The organism is Breznakiella homolactica, from assembly GCF_016616095.2.
In the GTDB taxonomy this organism is placed as follows: domain Bacteria; phylum Spirochaetota; class Spirochaetia; order Treponematales; family Breznakiellaceae; genus Breznakiella; species Breznakiella homolactica.
Window position 1 is genome coordinate 4,589,881 of the sequence record NZ_CP067089.2, and the last position, 14,597, is coordinate 4,604,477.

At 55.1% G+C, this 14,597-nt stretch carries 17 protein-coding genes; all 17 read left to right on the top strand.

The window, feature by feature from the left end:
• Positions 1 to 52 precede the first annotated feature (52 nt).
• Positions 53 to 802, top strand: coding sequence for a triose-phosphate isomerase (gene tpiA, locus JFL75_RS20540; RefSeq protein WP_215628530.1), 750 nt, complete (start codon positions 53 to 55; stop codon positions 800 to 802).
• Positions 803 to 1,006: 204 nt separating this feature from the next.
• On the top strand, positions 1,007 to 1,366 hold the full coding sequence (gene secG / locus JFL75_RS20545) for a preprotein translocase subunit SecG (RefSeq protein WP_215628531.1): 360 nt from the start codon (positions 1,007 to 1,009) through the stop codon (positions 1,364 to 1,366).
• Between the two features lie 40 nt (positions 1,367 to 1,406).
• Entirely contained in the window at positions 1,407 to 1,880 is a 474-nt protein-coding gene (locus JFL75_RS20550) for a PTS sugar transporter subunit IIA (protein ID WP_215628532.1), read from the top strand.
• A 15-nt stretch (positions 1,881 to 1,895) separates the two neighbouring features.
• Entirely contained in the window at positions 1,896 to 2,204 is a 309-nt protein-coding gene (locus JFL75_RS20555; protein WP_215628533.1) for a hypothetical protein, read from the top strand.
• Positions 2,205 to 2,206: 2 nt separating this feature from the next.
• Positions 2,207 to 3,229, top strand: a complete 1,023-nt coding sequence (locus JFL75_RS20560; RefSeq protein WP_215628534.1) for a V0D/AC39 family V-type ATPase subunit — start codon at positions 2,207 to 2,209, stop codon at positions 3,227 to 3,229.
• The gene (locus JFL75_RS20565; RefSeq protein WP_215628535.1) at positions 3,226 to 5,235 is read left to right on the top strand and encodes a V-type ATP synthase subunit I; all 2,010 of its coding nucleotides are present in this window, start codon (positions 3,226 to 3,228) and stop codon (positions 5,233 to 5,235) included. The genes JFL75_RS20560 and JFL75_RS20565 overlap by 4 nt, the downstream gene beginning before the upstream one ends.
• Positions 5,235 to 5,552 (top strand): ATP synthase subunit C, encoded by a 318-nt coding sequence (locus JFL75_RS20570; RefSeq protein WP_215628536.1) that lies wholly within the window; start codon positions 5,235 to 5,237, stop codon positions 5,550 to 5,552. The genes JFL75_RS20565 and JFL75_RS20570 overlap by 1 nt, the downstream gene beginning before the upstream one ends.
• A gap of 18 nt (positions 5,553 to 5,570) precedes the next feature.
• Positions 5,571 to 5,912 carry a V-type ATP synthase subunit F gene (locus JFL75_RS20575; RefSeq protein ID WP_215628537.1) on the top strand — a complete coding sequence of 114 codons (342 nt, stop codon included), beginning with the start codon at positions 5,571 to 5,573 and terminating at the stop codon, positions 5,910 to 5,912.
• Positions 5,913 to 5,964: 52 nt separating this feature from the next.
• The gene (locus tag JFL75_RS20580; RefSeq protein ID WP_215628538.1) at positions 5,965 to 6,582 is read left to right on the top strand and encodes an ATPase; all 618 of its coding nucleotides are present in this window, start codon (positions 5,965 to 5,967) and stop codon (positions 6,580 to 6,582) included.
• Positions 6,575 to 8,365 (top strand): V-type ATP synthase subunit A, encoded by a 1,791-nt coding sequence (locus tag JFL75_RS20585; RefSeq protein WP_215628539.1) that lies wholly within the window; start codon positions 6,575 to 6,577, stop codon positions 8,363 to 8,365. The genes JFL75_RS20580 and JFL75_RS20585 overlap by 8 nt, the downstream gene beginning before the upstream one ends.
• Complete coding sequence (locus tag JFL75_RS20590) at positions 8,362 to 9,786, top strand: V-type ATP synthase subunit B (protein WP_215628540.1); 1,425 nt, start codon at positions 8,362 to 8,364, stop codon at positions 9,784 to 9,786. The genes JFL75_RS20585 and JFL75_RS20590 overlap by 4 nt, the downstream gene beginning before the upstream one ends.
• Positions 9,787 to 9,788: 2 nt before the next feature.
• Positions 9,789 to 10,412 (top strand): V-type ATP synthase subunit D, encoded by a 624-nt coding sequence (locus JFL75_RS20595; RefSeq protein WP_215628541.1) that lies wholly within the window; start codon positions 9,789 to 9,791, stop codon positions 10,410 to 10,412.
• The gene (locus JFL75_RS20600) at positions 10,409 to 10,894 is read left to right on the top strand and encodes a universal stress protein (RefSeq protein WP_215628542.1); all 486 of its coding nucleotides are present in this window, start codon (positions 10,409 to 10,411) and stop codon (positions 10,892 to 10,894) included. Before JFL75_RS20595 ends, JFL75_RS20600 begins: the two co-directional genes overlap by 4 nt.
• A 3-nt stretch (positions 10,895 to 10,897) precedes the next feature.
• Positions 10,898 to 11,305: a hypothetical protein gene (locus JFL75_RS20605; RefSeq protein ID WP_215628543.1), complete on the top strand. Its 408-nt coding sequence runs from the start codon at positions 10,898 to 10,900 to the stop codon at positions 11,303 to 11,305.
• Positions 11,306 to 11,336: 31 nt separating this feature from the next.
• Positions 11,337 to 12,113: a J domain-containing protein gene (locus tag JFL75_RS20610; protein ID WP_215628544.1), complete on the top strand. Its 777-nt coding sequence runs from the start codon at positions 11,337 to 11,339 to the stop codon at positions 12,111 to 12,113.
• 10 nt (positions 12,114 to 12,123) lie between these two features.
• Positions 12,124 to 12,876, top strand: a complete 753-nt coding sequence (gene map / locus JFL75_RS20615) for a type I methionyl aminopeptidase (protein ID WP_215628545.1) — start codon at positions 12,124 to 12,126, stop codon at positions 12,874 to 12,876.
• 166 nt (positions 12,877 to 13,042) lie between these two features.
• Entirely contained in the window at positions 13,043 to 14,539 is a 1,497-nt protein-coding gene (locus tag JFL75_RS20620; protein ID WP_223292723.1) for a Do family serine endopeptidase, read from the top strand.
• The last annotated feature ends 58 nt before the right edge of the window (positions 14,540 to 14,597 follow it).

Consider the following 14,597-nt stretch of genomic DNA (forward strand, 5'->3'; position numbering starts at 1 on the left):
TGCATAAAAGGCAAACTCCGCATCTAAATTTTTGACAAGACATGGAGAAAACATGAGAGATTATTTTATCGCCGGAAACTGGAAAATGCATAAAACCCGGGCGGAAGCCGCGGACCTGGCTAAGGATCTTGTGGCTCAGCTCAAGGACGGAAAACACAAATACCTGGTAGCCCCTTCCTTTACTTCCCTGGAAACCGTTGGGGCCATTGTAAAGGGAACCAACATCATGCTGGGTGCCCAGAACATGGCATCCGAAGAGCAGGGTGCGCACACCGGGGAGGTATCGGTACTCCAGCTTAAGGACCTCGGCGTGCAGGCCGTTATTCTCGGCCACAGCGAACGCCGCCATATCTATAAGGAAGACGACGCTCTGATCAATAAAAAGGTCAAGCTCGCCCTCCAGCACGGGATGGAAGTCATCCTCTGTGTCGGTGAGCTCCTGGAAGAACGGGAATCCGGCAAAGCCGAAGCGGTCTGCGAAACTCAGACCGTAAAAGGCTTGGAAGGAGTATCCGCGGCGGAACTGGCCAAGGTTACCATTGCCTATGAACCGGTCTGGGCCATCGGTACCGGCAAAACCGCGACCCCCGAGGACGCCGATGCCATCCACGCCTATGTCCGCAAGGTTGTGGCGAAGCTGTACGGCGAAGACGCGGCGAAGAAAATCTGCATCCAGTACGGCGGCTCCGTAAAAGCCGACAACGCGGCCCAGCTTATGGCTAAGGAGAATATCGACGGCGCTCTGGTGGGCGGCGCGGCTCTGAAAGCCGATACTTTTGTGCCTATCGCCAAATTCGGCTGATCTCCGGGAATTCCGACCGTAAAGGGCCCGGCGCAATGTGCCGGGCCTTTTGTTTGTATTTACCATGTTTTCTGCCTACATATAGGAAACAATTGTCCTGAAATGCGCCCCAAGTCCTTGAATAAGTTTTTCTCATTCGCTAGAATGGATTAAATCCGAGGATTTTACCTGTGGGATATCTGTTTATTATGCGGAGTTTTTAGAATGGGTGTACTCAATGTCATACTCCTGGTTTTCTTTGTTATTGTTTCTGTTCTCTTAATTTTAATTGTATTGATACAGAATGAAGACGGAGACAGTCTCGGCGGGATCTTTGCCGGCGGCAGTTCCTCTGCCTTCGGCTCCCGGTCAGGAAACGTTCTGACGAAAACAACTTCTGTTCTGGGGATGCTTTTTCTGGTAATATCCTTCAGCCTGGCCCTGATCAACCGGACCCCCAGCGGTTCCGGCGTTGAAGCCGCGGGCCGGCAGATGACCACCGAAAGCGATTCGGAATGGTGGCTCGAAGGCGAAGCCAGCAATGCGGAACCGCAATCTTCCCAGGGCTCGGCGGTTTCGGAGTAGGGGTATCCCGGCTTGAATTTTTCTGGGAGGGTGGTTCGTTATGTTGCTGCATGAAGTATACCGGCCTGAGTTTATAAAAGTAGGCCTGGAAGCCGACGATAAGGATGAAGCCTTCGAAGAGATGATCGATCTTTTTTGCCAGGCGACCCGCTGCAACGCCCGGGATGAAATACTTGCCGCGGTCCAGGACCGGGAAGCGAAAATGTCAACGGGTATCAAAAAGGGCATTGCCATTCCCCATGGAAAAACCAATGCCGTGGACAATGTCTACGGCATTCTGGGGATTTCTAAGAAAGGTGTTGACTACGATGCCCTGGACGGGGAACCGGTTTATCTCCTGTTTATGATGCTCGCGCCGGCTAAGGATACCGAAAAACACCTCCGGCTTTTAAAACGCCTGGCGGAACTCCTGGACAATCCGCAGTTTTATACGGATATGCTTGCACAGAACGATGCCCAGTCTGCGTACGGGGTAATAAAAAAATATGAGGATATACTCATCACATTAGATTAAAAAAGAAGGATGTCCATGGACGAACAGGATGTTCTGCAGCACTTGTTGGAAGTGGAAGCTAAGGCTTCGGCCCTTGTAGACGACGCCCAGGCGGAAGCGGATAAGCGGATTGCCGAAGGCGAAGCCAGGGGCCGTTCTGCGTATGATGAACGGTATTCCAAAGAAGCGGAAAAGCTCGAAGCCGAATTTCAAAAGGAAATCAGCGACACCCGGACTGAATACCAGTCGCAGCTGGATTCATACAGGGAAAGTCTCTTGGCGGAAAAAGTAAATACCCAGGATTTTTCAGAGCTTCTTACGGCATTTCTTTTTAAGGACCAATAACCATGCCCGGTTCTGGAGAGCGGGCGTACGCGTATGCCAAGGCCTGCGGCATAATCGGCAAATCCTTTATCGGTTCCCGGGTTTCGAGACTCAATTCGGTAAGCCGTCTGTCGGAACTGGACCGTCTAATCTTCCCCGATTCTTCAAAGGACCTTCCGGAACGGGAACTGCTTCCGGATCTGGAACACCGTATCATCAACCGTTCATCGGATCAGATCGTAGCCATCGTTTCGTCGTTTCCAAAACCTCCGGAACTTTTAGCCCGGCTGATCCGGAGCTATGAATACGCTGACCTCAAAGCGGTTCTCATCTCCCTGTCCACCGGCGAGCCCGCCGCTCCGGAACTTACCGATATCGGACGGTTCCGGACAATTCACTTCGGATCGTATCCCGATCTTCAGCTTATGCTTAAGGGGACCGAATTTGAATGGATCGCCAAGGAAACCCAGGGGAATCCCGATGAAGCCGGGAATATCCTGATCCAGATGCGCCTCGACCAGCAGTACTATACGCTGCTCTGGGCATCCCTTATGAAAACACGGAAAAAAGACCGGGAGGCCGCCGAGAAAATCCTCTCCGAGGAAATATCCCTGCGCAATGTGGTCTGGGCGCTCCGGCTCAGAACGTATTACGGCATGTCCGGCGACGATATCAAAAAGTGGCTGGTCGCCATAAAGCCGGGCAAAGGGCGCCGGACCCTCGCGGATGACGCCGCCGCGTCTCTGACCAAGGCCCTGGACTCCCATTCGGACTGGCTCGGCTGGAAACGCGCCGCCTTTCTCAATCCCGAGCAGCCCGGTGAAAACTGGAAAGCCGATCCGCGCTACGTTCAGAATGCCGCCGCCGCGTATCTGTACGGTCTGGCCCGTTCGTATTTCCGGCGCCGTCCGTTCTCCCTGGACGCGGTTTCCTGTTTTATCAAACTGAAACAATTTGAAGAGGACCTCCTCACCAGTGTCGCGGAAGGTCTCAGTCTCGGTATAAGCCCCCGGGATGTTATTTCCATGCTGGAGATGAAACCATGATACGTCCCAGGAAGATGAAGCAGGTGGAATTGACGGTTCTCAAATGGGATGTTGACCGGGTCCTGGAATTTCTCGGGCGCAGGGCAATTATCCATTTTTCAGAAGAAGGGGACTCCGCCAATGAAGGACCGCTTCAGGCGATTGATACCGAAGCCTATAAAAAAATCCAGGCCCAGCTTGAAAAAATAAAAACCGCCGCCGCGTATCTCGGGGTGGATCTGCCCGAAGAACCGGCGGAAAACACCGGGCTTCCCGGGGAGGCGGAGGAAAAAAGCCTTGCCGTCATCGTAAGCCGCGTCGAAGGGTTAAGCAAATCCGAGCACGATGAAGAACAGGAGAAACGCCGGGTGGAGGAAGCCCTGGGTGAGGCAAAGGCGTTCGCGAACCTGAACGCCCCTTTTTCCGACCTTGACCAGCTTTCATACCTCACCCTCCGGGTCGGCCGCCTGGATCCCAAGAAGCAGGCCGCCCTCAAGGAGAGCCTTTCCGACCGGGCCGTGGTAATTCCTCTGGATAACGGCGACCGGGTTCTGGCGGCCGCTTCCCGGAAAGGCCGTTTTGCCCTGGATTCGGAACTGAAGAAGCAGTCCTTTGTTCCCATAACGGTGCCAGAGGGCTATAAAGGAGTTCCCGCGGAACTGCTCAGCGGGCTGGAAAGCCGGCTCGAAACCGTGGAAAGGGATCTCAAAAAAATCCAGACCGATAAGGCCGCGCTGAAACAGGAATACGGCCAGGCCATCGGCGGTTTAGCCGCATCGTACATTATGGCTTCCACGGTGGAACAGCTCAAAGGCCATTTCCGCTCGACCAACAGCGCCTATGTTCTGGCCGGATGGGTTCCCGCGGATTCAGTGGACACCCTGGTGGCGGATCTTGAAAACCTTACCCAGGGCCGTATTGCGGTCCTGGCGTACAATCCGGAGGAAGTGGAGGAAGTCCGGGAGGGCAAGGAAAAGGTCCCGGTTTCTTTGGACCACGGCGCCTTTGTCAAAGGCTTTGAAGGGGTGGTTTTTTCCTACGGCGCTCCGCTCTACGGGACCATTGACCCAACGCCCTTTGTGGCATTCTTTTTTACGATTCTTTTCGGAATCATGTTCGGCGACCTGGGCCAGGGTTTTGTGCTTTTTCTGCTGGGTCTGCTTACGGGGAAACACGGCCTGCCGGTACTGCGGAGATTCAAGAAATATTCCACCCCCCTTATTGCGGTGGGCATCGCTTCTATGGTGATGGGGCTGCTCGACGGGGAAGTGTTCGCCAATGAGAATATCCTGATACGGCCGACCCGGTTCGTCACCGAGGCGCTCACCGGCAAACCCATGGACCGTATCCTGCACCTCATGCCGGAGAAGGGAAGCATCGATAAACTGTTTTACTTTTTCGGATTTACCATCGCGGTGGGTATCGTTCTCAATTCCATCGGATTAATTATCAATATTATTAATCAATGTACTCTGAAGAAATACGAAAAGGCCTTTTTCTCGAAAACCGGACTCGCCGGCGCCCTGTTCTTCTGGTACGCGATTTTCATCGCGGTGCGGATAATTCTGGGCGGCAGGTTTGTCACCTATGACCTGATCGGCCTTATCCTTCCGGTGGCGGTGATTTTCTTCGGTCCCGCGATCTGGCGTCTTATATCCGGGGAACGTCCGGTGATGGAGCACGGCTTTCTTGTTTTCGTTATGGAAGGCTTTGTGGAAGTCCTGGAAACGGCGTCGACCTATATTTCCAATACCGTCAGCTTCCTCCGGGTCGGCGCCTTCGCCCTTTCCCACGCGGTGCTATCGTTTATCGTTTTTTCACTCTCCGATATGGTGTCCCATATCGCGGGAGGCCCGGTGTTTTCACTGATCGTTATGATTATAGGAAACGCCGTAATTATCCTGCTTGAGGGAATGATCGTCGCCATTCAGGTTGTACGTCTTCAATATTACGAATTTTTCAGTAAGTTCTTTACCGAAGCCGGGGTTGAGTATAAACCATTCCGGTTTCGCAAGGAGGTCCAGTAATGAAACGGTTGATTCTAATTGTACTGCTCGCCGTGGTAGCGGTCTCGGGATCCATGGTGTTTGCCCAGGAAGCGGCGGCGGAGGCATCCGGCACGCCCGCGGCCAGCGGTTCCGTATGGAAATACTTCGCGGCGGCCCTGGCGGTGGGTATCTCCTGTATCGCCGGCGGTATCGCGGTCGGCCAGATCGGCGCCGCGGCCATGGGAGCCATGAGCGAAAACCCCGAGCTCTCCGGTAAGGCGCTGCCCTACGCGGGTCTCGCGGAAGGTATCTGTCTGTGGGGCTTCCTTGTAGCCCTGCTGATTCTGATATTCTGAGTACCGGATCCGGACCCCGTGGATTACTATTTTATCGGGGATGCGGAGCTGCTTACGGCCTTCCGGTTTGTGGGGGTGGAAGGCAGTTCCGTGGTAAATCCCGAAGAAGCCAAAGCGGCGTTTTTAAAAATTACCCAGGCCTATGACGGCACCGCCGGCACGGTTCTCCCGGGCGGTCCCGACTGCCGGGTACTCATCATAACCGAAGAGGTCGCCGACTGGCTGGGAGATGATCTTACCCAATGGCAGCTTTCCGGGCGATATCCGCTGGTAGTGGAAATCCCCGGATCCATGGGACGGCTGGAAGGCCGGAAAACGCTGGTGGATTCCATCCGGGAAGCCATCGGAATCAGGGTATAGCTTTGCACCGCTTCGGCCGTTTTCTGCATATACCCGGGAGTTTGTATTAGTTATGGAAGAATTGAAATCCACCGAAGCATTGGACAAGGAAATTCTCGAGGATGCCCGCAAGAAGGCCAGCCGAATACTGAAGTCGGCGGATGATACCGTCCGGAATTCCGCTGACAGCTGGGAAAAGAAGACCGAGAACTCCGTGGCGGAGCTTACCGGAAAATACCGGGACCGTACCGAGCAGGGCAGGGCGGAAATCATGGCGCGGCTTCCCCTGGATAAACAGCGCATCCGTTCGGAACGGGCGGAGAAACTCCTCTATGAAGCCATGGATACTTTTCTCTCAAAACTTTCCCGGGAAAAACTGCTTTCCATCCTGGAACGGGAACTTTCTTCCCGCTGCGGTGAACTTCCTGATACGGGACTCACGATACGCTACCGTCACATAGAAACCGGGGAAGCGGAATCCCTTTTGAAAAAGGTAATCCCCGGAAGGACCTGGACCGCGGCTCCCGAGGATCCCGCCTATACAAACTCGGGGACCTTTCCCGAAATCCAGGTGGATGGTCCGGATATCCGGATTATCGCCTCGGTGGACGGGGTGGAGCAGACCCTGCTGGAGGACAAACGGGCGGAACTCGCGGCGGCGCTGCTCGGTGAGGGGGCACTCAATGATTAACGGCAAGGTCAGGCGTATTTCGGGTCCCATTGTCCGGGCCGCCGGGCTCGGCGAAGCCGGCCTTTTTGATCTCGTTGAAGTCGGAGAAAAACGGATTATCGGAGAAATTGTCCGCCTTGAGCAGGACGAAGCCGTAATCCAGGTATATGAAGATGACACCGGTATGGAAATCGGCGCCGACGCTGTTTCCACCGGCCGGCCGCTGTCGGTACGCCTCGGCCCTGGACTCATCGGTACCATTTACGACGGAATACAGCGGCCCCTGGAACTGCTCTTCAACCAGAGCGGCGCCTTTCTCGATCCCGGTGCCCGGGGAGCGCCCCTGGATACGGCCAAAAACTGGCACTTTACCGCCGATCCGGAGCTTTCGGAAAAACTGAAAAAGGGCGAAACCGTAACCGTTTCCGGGGGGATGATCCTGGGCAGCGTGGCGGAGACCGACAGTATCCGGTGTAAAATCATGGTTCCTCCCAATACTAAAGGAGGCCGGCTCACGGAGCTCGTTCCCGACGGGGACTATACCTGTGACGCGGTGGTGGCCCGGACCGATAAAGGGGAAGAAATCCCCATGGCCCAGTGGTGGCCGGTCCGCAAACCCCGGCCCAGCGCCAAACGCCTCGGCCCTGATACGCCCCTGGTTACTGGCCAGCGGGTTATCGACGTGTTTTTCCCCCTTTCCAAGGGAGGGACCGCCGCCATCCCCGGTGGGTTCGGGACCGGTAAAACCATGACCCAGCACGCGGTGGCCAAATGGTGCGACGCGGACGTGATTATCTACATCGGATGCGGGGAACGGGGCAATGAAATGACCGATGTGCTCACGGAGTTCCCCGAACTCACCGACCCGAGGACGGGCCGGTCCCTGATGGAACGGACCATTCTGATCGCCAATACCTCTAATATGCCTGTGGCCGCCCGGGAGGTCTCGATTTACACCGGGGTGACCCTGGCGGAGTTCTACCGTGACATGGGCTACCACGTGGCCATCATGGCGGATTCCACCAGCCGCTGGGCGGAGGCTCTCCGGGAGCTTTCCGGCCGCATGGAGGAAATGCCCGCCGAAGAAGGCTTTCCCGCCTATCTGCCCACGAGGCTCGCGGAATTTTACGAACGGGCCGGCCGGGTGGAAACCTTTTCCGCGTCGGAAGGCTCGGTAACCATCATCGGCGCGGTTTCCCCGCCGGGTGGCGACTTTTCCGAACCCGTTACCCAGCACACCAAGCGGTTTATCCGGTGTTTCTGGGCCCTGGACCGGGAGCTGGCCAACGCCCGGCATTATCCGGCTATCAGCTGGATCGACAGCTATTCCGAATACGCCGAAGAGGTAAAGCCTTGGTGGGAGCGGGTCAGCGCCGACTGGGCAAAGGTCCGCCAGGAAGCCATGGATCTGCTCAAAAAGGAACAGCGCCTTTCGGAAATTGTCCGGCTTATCGGCCCGGACGCGCTGCCCGACGACCAGCGGCTCATCCTGCTGACCGCGGACATCATCAAGGACGGATTCCTTCAGCAGAATTCCTTTGATGATGTGGATATGTACTGCGCTCCGGTGAAGCAGGTCCGGCTCCTGGAACTCATCATGGAATTCCATGAACGGGCGGGGAACTGCATAAAACTGGGAGCCCCGCTTATCAAGATAACTTCCCTGCCCATCAGGGAAAAACTGAGCCGCCTCAAGAGCGTCGTTAAGAACGATGATCTCGCGGCGCTTTCGGATTTTGAACGGGAGATGAAGAATTCCCTGGATGAGCTGGAACGGAGCTACCGGACCAAGGAGGTCCTATGAGGGGCGTAGAATACCGGGGGCTTTCCCGTATCGAAGGTCCGGTGGTCATCACCGAACGCAGCAAGAATGTCGGATTCAGCGAAGTGGTGGCCGTGTACGACCGCGAAGGCGCCCGCCGGCTCGGCCGGGTCGTGGACATGAGCGAAAACTGGACCGCGATCCAGATTTTCGGGAGCAACACCGGACTTTCCGCGGAGGATTCCCGGGTGGAATTCCTGGGCCGCCCCATGGAACTCCGGGTCGGACCGGGACTGCTGGGCCGGATTTTCAACGGTCTGGGGGAACCCATCGACGGGTACGGGGAGATTTTTTCTTCCCAGCGGATGGACGTCAACGGCCTTCCCATCAACCCCTATGCCCGGACCTATCCCCGGGATTTTATCCAGACGGGAATTTCCGCCATCGACGGGATGAATACCCTTATCCGCGGCCAGAAACTGCCGATTTTTTCCGGCAACGGGCTTCCCCACAACAAGCTTGCCGCCCAGATTGTGCGCCAGGCGAAAATACGGAACGCCGACGAATCCTTCGTGGTGGTGTTCTGCGCCATGGGGGTCAAATACGACGTGGCCCGGTTCTTCCTGGATGATTTTGAGAAAACCGGGGTCCTGGCCAACGTGGTGGTATTCCTTTCCCTCGCGGACGCCCCGTCCCTGGAACGGCTGGTGGCGCCCAAGTGCGCCCTCACCGCCGCCGAGTACCTGGCTTACGAAAAGAATATGCACGTTCTGGTGGTCATGACGGACATGACCAACTACTGTGAAGCCCTGCGGGAGGTTTCGTCCATCCGGGGTGAAGTCCCAAGCCGCAAGGGCTATCCGGGATACCTGTACTCCGACCTGGCGTCCCTGTACGAACGGGCGGGAAAAATATCCGGTTCCACCGGATCCATAACCCAGATCCCCATCCTGACCATGCCCAACGACGACATCAGCCACCCCATACCGGATCTTTCGGGGTATATAACCGAAGGCCAGATCGTCCTCGACCGGGAGCTCACCCAGCGGGGCGTGTATCCGCCGGTCTCCGGGCTTCCCAGCCTTTCCCGGCTCATGAAGGACGGCATCGGCGAAGGCATGACCCGGGAGGACCACAAGGACGTCTCCAGCCAGCTCTTCGCCGCGTATTCCAAGGTAAAATCCATCCGGAACCTGGCGTCCATCATCGGCGAGGAGGAGCTGTCCGAAGGCGACAAGCGGTACCTTACCTTTGGTGAGAAATTCGAGCAGATTTTCCTGACCCAGGGCGAATTTGAGGACCGCAGCATCGAACGCACCCTGGATCTCGGCTGGCAGGTGCTTTCTGTCCTTCCCCGGGATGAACTGCTCAGGATCAAAAAGGAATATATCGAAAAATATCTCGATCCTATTCTTCAGAAAACCGGCGAAACACCGGATTCCGTGCCCGGAGGAACAGCCTAGCCATGGCCCGGGAATCCATCGCCCCCACAAAAAGCAATCTCATGCGGGTCAAGGAACGGCTCACCACCGCGGAGGAGGGGTATGACCTTCTTGAGCAGAAGCGGGAAATTCTCGTCATGGAGCTCATGCAGAAGGTTGAAGAGGTAAAGCTCCTCGAGCGGGAACTGGACAAACGGGTTTCCACCGCGTATCCGGCTATGAAGCGGATGCTCATCACCGTAGGCCGGGAACGGGCGGACCGTTTATCCCGGAACATCCATTATTCCTTCGATCTGCAGGAAAAACGGGTCACCGTGGCGGGAATGAACCTTCCCAGTCTTGAAGTTCAGCTCCCTGGGGCTGAATTAAAGTATTCCCCTGCGAATTCATTTGCAGAATGTGACGAAACTGTGTTAGAATTCTTTGAGTTAATGAAAATTCTCACAGAGCTCGCTGCCGTCAGAACCATAGCCTGGCGTCTTGCCCGGGAAGTCCGAAAAACCCAGCGGAGGGTCAACGCCCTTGAAAAAATGGTAATTCCTACGGCAAAGGACACCAAAGCGTATATTGAAGCGGCTCTTGAAGAAAAAGAGAGGGATTCTTTCTTTTCGAGTAAATTATTAAAGAGGAAGGCCGGTAAAGAATGATAAAGCCATTATTTTCCAACCTTGTCGTCGCTATTTCAGGCTCCGACGCTTCCATATTAGCTGCAAAATATGCCATAATTATGGCAAAACTGTACCGTTGCCGGCTTACGGCAGCGTACGTTGTGGATACCGCCACGATCAGGCAGCTTACCCTGAGCAAGATTTTCATCCAGGAAGAGAGCCAGGAATATGAACGGAGCCTGGAAGCCAACGGCGAACGGTACCTTTCCTTTGTTGAGGAGCTTGCCCGGGCCAAGGGTGTCAAGATCGAACGTGAAATGCGCCGGGGCGCGGTGTATACCGAAATTCTCGGTGTGGCGGATGAGAAAAAAGCGGACCTTATTGTACTCGGCGGATGGGAAAAAGACCGGAGCGCCCGGGATATCATTTCCCATTCCCACCGGGAGATAATGGTTAACGCCAAGTGTTCGGTGTTTCTTGTAAAAGAACCGAATGTAGATCAATTGTATAAACAGGCTTAATTTATGAGAATTGCAGTAATCAGTGTACCTTCGCAGCGGAAAGCCCCTCCGGATTACGTGGTTTCCCTGGCAAAGGGTATGGAATCCATGGGACACCGGGTGGATGTTATCGATGCCTGGACCGATGACGGTATGCGTCTTCCCGGGTATGAGTATATTGTTGTCGCCGCGGAACCGCTTTCTTTTTTCAGCGGAAAAATGCCGGAGGCTCTGACCAAGGTTCTTTCCGGCGGAAGCAGCCTGGGAGGCAAGAAAAGCGCGGCTTTTCTGAGAAAATCCGGTCCTTTCAGCGCAAAAGCCCTGACCAATCTTATGCGGGCCATGGAAAAGGAGGGCATGTACATCAACTGGAGCGATATAATCCTCAACGCCCCCCATGCAGAAGCCCTGGGCAAACGCATCGGTTCATAATACCGATAATCGTATAGGGACCTAAAACGCTGTGGAAAATTACTATACCATTCTCGGCATAACCCACGGCGCCGGCCCCGGTGAAGTTAAAAGAGCCTTCCGGGAGCGGGCGAAAAAGATCCATCCCGATGTTGCCGGCGAAACTGCCCATGGGGAGATGCGCAAACTCATCACCGCCTATGAGGTTCTTTCCGACCCTGAACGGCGGCAGGAATACGACCGGGCTTATGACCGTTTCGTAAAACCCCACAATTTTGATTACCGTGCCTTTCTTCGGGAACAGAAGGATGACCCCGAATGCCAGGCGAAGCTCATATTCTTCGATCTTCTCCATCTCGAGGAGGACGAAGCCCTGGAAATCTGGGATGCCCAGGGAGGACTCGGGTTTTCCATGGAGCAGTATCTGGAACGGGAAGACTGGATGGACTGCACCTTTATCCTCGCGGAGGAACTGGAAAAACGCAGCCGGTATTATGAGTCGTTCGTTCTGCTGGCCGATCTGGTGCGGGAGGAGCGGCGCAGACCGTACTTCCGGCATTTTATGCCCGAAGTGGAGATGTTCCTCAAGGAACTGGTACGGCTCAGGCTCCGCGCTTCCGTGGATGACGAAACCTATGTGGAAGCCATGGAAACGCTTCTGGAATTGGGGTTTCCCCGGCGTGACGAAGCGCGGTGGATGCGTTCCATGGCCGAAACCCTGGTAAAAATGGGGGAATCCGGCGCGGCCCGGGCGGTTCTGCAGGAAGCCCTGCAGCGGGATCCCTCATTGTCCAACGTGGTGCAGCTGAGACGTAAACTGAAAATTTAAGGATAGAAGTATGATTCGGCTGAAGAATGAAAAACAGATTGATGAAATCCGAAAGTCCTGCCAGATGCTTTCGGCCATGTATAAGGAACTGATTCCCCTGGTTCAGCCCGGTGTTACCACCCTTGAACTCGATCTCTGGGCCCAGGACTGGATAAAAAAGGCCGGTGGAAAACCGGCGTTTCTTGGTTACGGCGACAGATCAAACCCCTTTCCCGGGGCTCTGTGCATTTCGATTAATGAGGAAGTTATCCACGGTATTCCCTCAAAACGGAAAATCGCCGACGGAGACCTGGTTTCCATTGACAGCGGCATTGACCTTGGCGGGTATATCAGCGACCGGGCCGTTACGGTGGAGGCAGGGACTGTGAGCGAAGCGGCCCATAAGCTCAATACCGTAACCCGGGAATGCCTTTACAAGGGTATCGAAGCGGCAAAAGCCGGGGACCGGCTTCTCCAGATTTCCCGGGCCGTATACAACCACGCGGCTTCCGGCGGTTACGGTGTGGTGCACCAGTACTGCGGCCATGGGGTAGGGTTTGACGTTCATGAGGATCCTCAGGTCCCGAATTACCCTCACGGCCCCAACCCCCGGATGGTCCAGGGGCTGGTTATTGCCATTGAACCCATGATCAACCTTGGGACCGGGGATGTGGAACTGATGGATGACGACTGGACCGTGGTAACGGCGGACAGTAAACTATCCGCTCACTGGGAACATACCATTGCCGTCTTTAAGGATCATACGGAAATTCTGACGGAATAAACCGGAAAATAACAAACTTTTATTCCCCTGAACATAAAAACGTAACTTTTTCACGATTATTTTATTATTATATATGTAATGCCTGCGTTTGTGGGTAAAATTTATTTCGAGTATATTTAGTACAAACACAATTATGCATTATTTTCGACATTAGGAGCGTAGTTATATGAATTTAATGAAGAAACTGTCTTCAAAGAATTTTTTTGTCTTTAATTTAGTGCTTATTGGGGCTATTTTCGGGTTTTCCCTCGCTTTTCTTTCGTTTTCCTGTTCTACCCCCAACGCGAAGAAAACTGCCCAGGCCGAAGAAGCCCCGGTGGTTATTCCCGCTGACTCCCTGGCGGTAGCCGAACAGCTTCAGACAGCCTTCAGGTCGGTGGCCAATAAGGTACAGCCTTCGGTGGTGGAACTCAAGACCGTCTCCATCCGCAAGCAGCAGGTTCCGCGGTTTAACGGGATTCCCTGGGAATTCTTCTTCGGAAACCCCGACAGCGGGAGCCAGGAGCGGGAATTCCGTTCCCAGGGGCTTGGTTCCGGGATAATCGTACGGCGTGACGGCGATACCTATTACGTGCTGACCAACCAGCATGTGGTTGGGGACGCCACGGAAATCTCCGTAGCTACCAATGACGGCAACGAATACGCCGCGGAACTGATCGGCGATGATTCCCGGAAGGATCTTGCCATGGTTTCGTTTAAATCTTCCGAATCCTATCCCCTTGCGGTGCTCGGCGATTCCGATTCGGTCAGGGTAGGCGACTGGGCCATCGCGGTGGGAAATCCCCTGGGCTTTATGTCCTCGGTAACCATGGGTGTGGTCAGCGCCGTCGGCCGGACCGGCGGCCCCGCGGGGAATATCAACGATTTTATCCAGACCGACGCGTCGATCAACCAGGGGAATTCCGGCGGAGCCCTGGTAAATATCCGGGGTGAGGTTATCGGCATCAATACCTGGATTGCCAGCAATACCTCCGGCGGCGGTTCCGTGGGACTCGGCTTCGCCATTCCCATTAATAACGCTAAACGTTCTGTGGATGAATTCATCAATTCCGGCCAGATTAAATACGGCTGGCTGGGGGTTTCCCTCATGGACGCGGACCGGGATCTGCTGACCGCCCTGAATCTCACCGGCAAACGGGGTGCCTTCGCTTCCCAGGTTTTCCTGGGTTCCCCTGCGGACAAGGGCGGAATTATGCCCGGCGACTTTATCACACACCTCAACGGCACGGAAATGCGGAGCAGAGACCAGCTCGTGCTGGCTGTGGGCGAGCTGAAACCCGGAGAACGGGCTACCTTCAAGGTAATCCGTGACGGTGCGACCCGGGATATTGAGGTCAGGATCGAAGAACGGAACGACGAAGTCGCGGCGGAGAACAACAAGCTGTGGCCCGGGGTTTACGCGATCCCGCTTTCCGAATCCGTGCGGAGCAGCCTCAAACTCGATAACGACGCCAAGGGCGTATACGTGGCCGAGGTCATTGCCAAGAGTCCCGCCGCCATTATCGGACTCCAGCGGGGCGACCGTATTGTCGGAGTCAACGGGGAAGCGGCGCCGGATCTCGCTTCATTCTACAAGCTTCTGCGTGAAAAAGCTGACAAGGAAGTGTGGTTTGAGGTTATCCGGGGAGATTCCACCCTGGAAACCATGAAGTACAAGCGGTAATCCGCCGGTAATCCGCGGTAAATCCAAAAAAACCGGGACGAAAGTCCCGGTTTTTTAT

What these genes read in the sequence shown, in the direction of transcription:
- tpiA (WP_215628530.1), top strand. Translation starts at nt 53, where the DNA reads ATGAGAGATTATTTTATCGCCGGAAACTGGAAAATGCATAAAACCCGG.
- secG (WP_215628531.1), top strand. Translation starts at nt 1,007, where the DNA reads ATGGGTGTACTCAATGTCATACTCCTGGTTTTCTTTGTTATTGTTTCT.
- JFL75_RS20550 (WP_215628532.1), top strand. Translation starts at nt 1,407, where the DNA reads ATGTTGCTGCATGAAGTATACCGGCCTGAGTTTATAAAAGTAGGCCTG.
- JFL75_RS20555 (WP_215628533.1), top strand. Translation starts at nt 1,896, where the DNA reads ATGGACGAACAGGATGTTCTGCAGCACTTGTTGGAAGTGGAAGCTAAG.
- JFL75_RS20560 (WP_215628534.1), top strand. Translation starts at nt 2,207, where the DNA reads ATGCCCGGTTCTGGAGAGCGGGCGTACGCGTATGCCAAGGCCTGCGGC.
- JFL75_RS20565 (WP_215628535.1), top strand. Translation starts at nt 3,226, where the DNA reads ATGATACGTCCCAGGAAGATGAAGCAGGTGGAATTGACGGTTCTCAAA.
- JFL75_RS20570 (WP_215628536.1), top strand. Translation starts at nt 5,235, where the DNA reads ATGAAACGGTTGATTCTAATTGTACTGCTCGCCGTGGTAGCGGTCTCG.
- JFL75_RS20580 (WP_215628538.1), top strand. Translation starts at nt 5,965, where the DNA reads ATGGAAGAATTGAAATCCACCGAAGCATTGGACAAGGAAATTCTCGAG.
- JFL75_RS20585 (WP_215628539.1), top strand. Translation starts at nt 6,575, where the DNA reads ATGATTAACGGCAAGGTCAGGCGTATTTCGGGTCCCATTGTCCGGGCC.
- JFL75_RS20590 (WP_215628540.1), top strand. Translation starts at nt 8,362, where the DNA reads ATGAGGGGCGTAGAATACCGGGGGCTTTCCCGTATCGAAGGTCCGGTG.
- JFL75_RS20595 (WP_215628541.1), top strand. Translation starts at nt 9,789, where the DNA reads ATGGCCCGGGAATCCATCGCCCCCACAAAAAGCAATCTCATGCGGGTC.
- JFL75_RS20600 (WP_215628542.1), top strand. Translation starts at nt 10,409, where the DNA reads ATGATAAAGCCATTATTTTCCAACCTTGTCGTCGCTATTTCAGGCTCC.
- JFL75_RS20605 (WP_215628543.1), top strand. Translation starts at nt 10,898, where the DNA reads ATGAGAATTGCAGTAATCAGTGTACCTTCGCAGCGGAAAGCCCCTCCG.
- map (WP_215628545.1), top strand. Translation starts at nt 12,124, where the DNA reads ATGATTCGGCTGAAGAATGAAAAACAGATTGATGAAATCCGAAAGTCC.
- JFL75_RS20620 (WP_223292723.1), top strand. Translation starts at nt 13,043, where the DNA reads ATGAATTTAATGAAGAAACTGTCTTCAAAGAATTTTTTTGTCTTTAAT.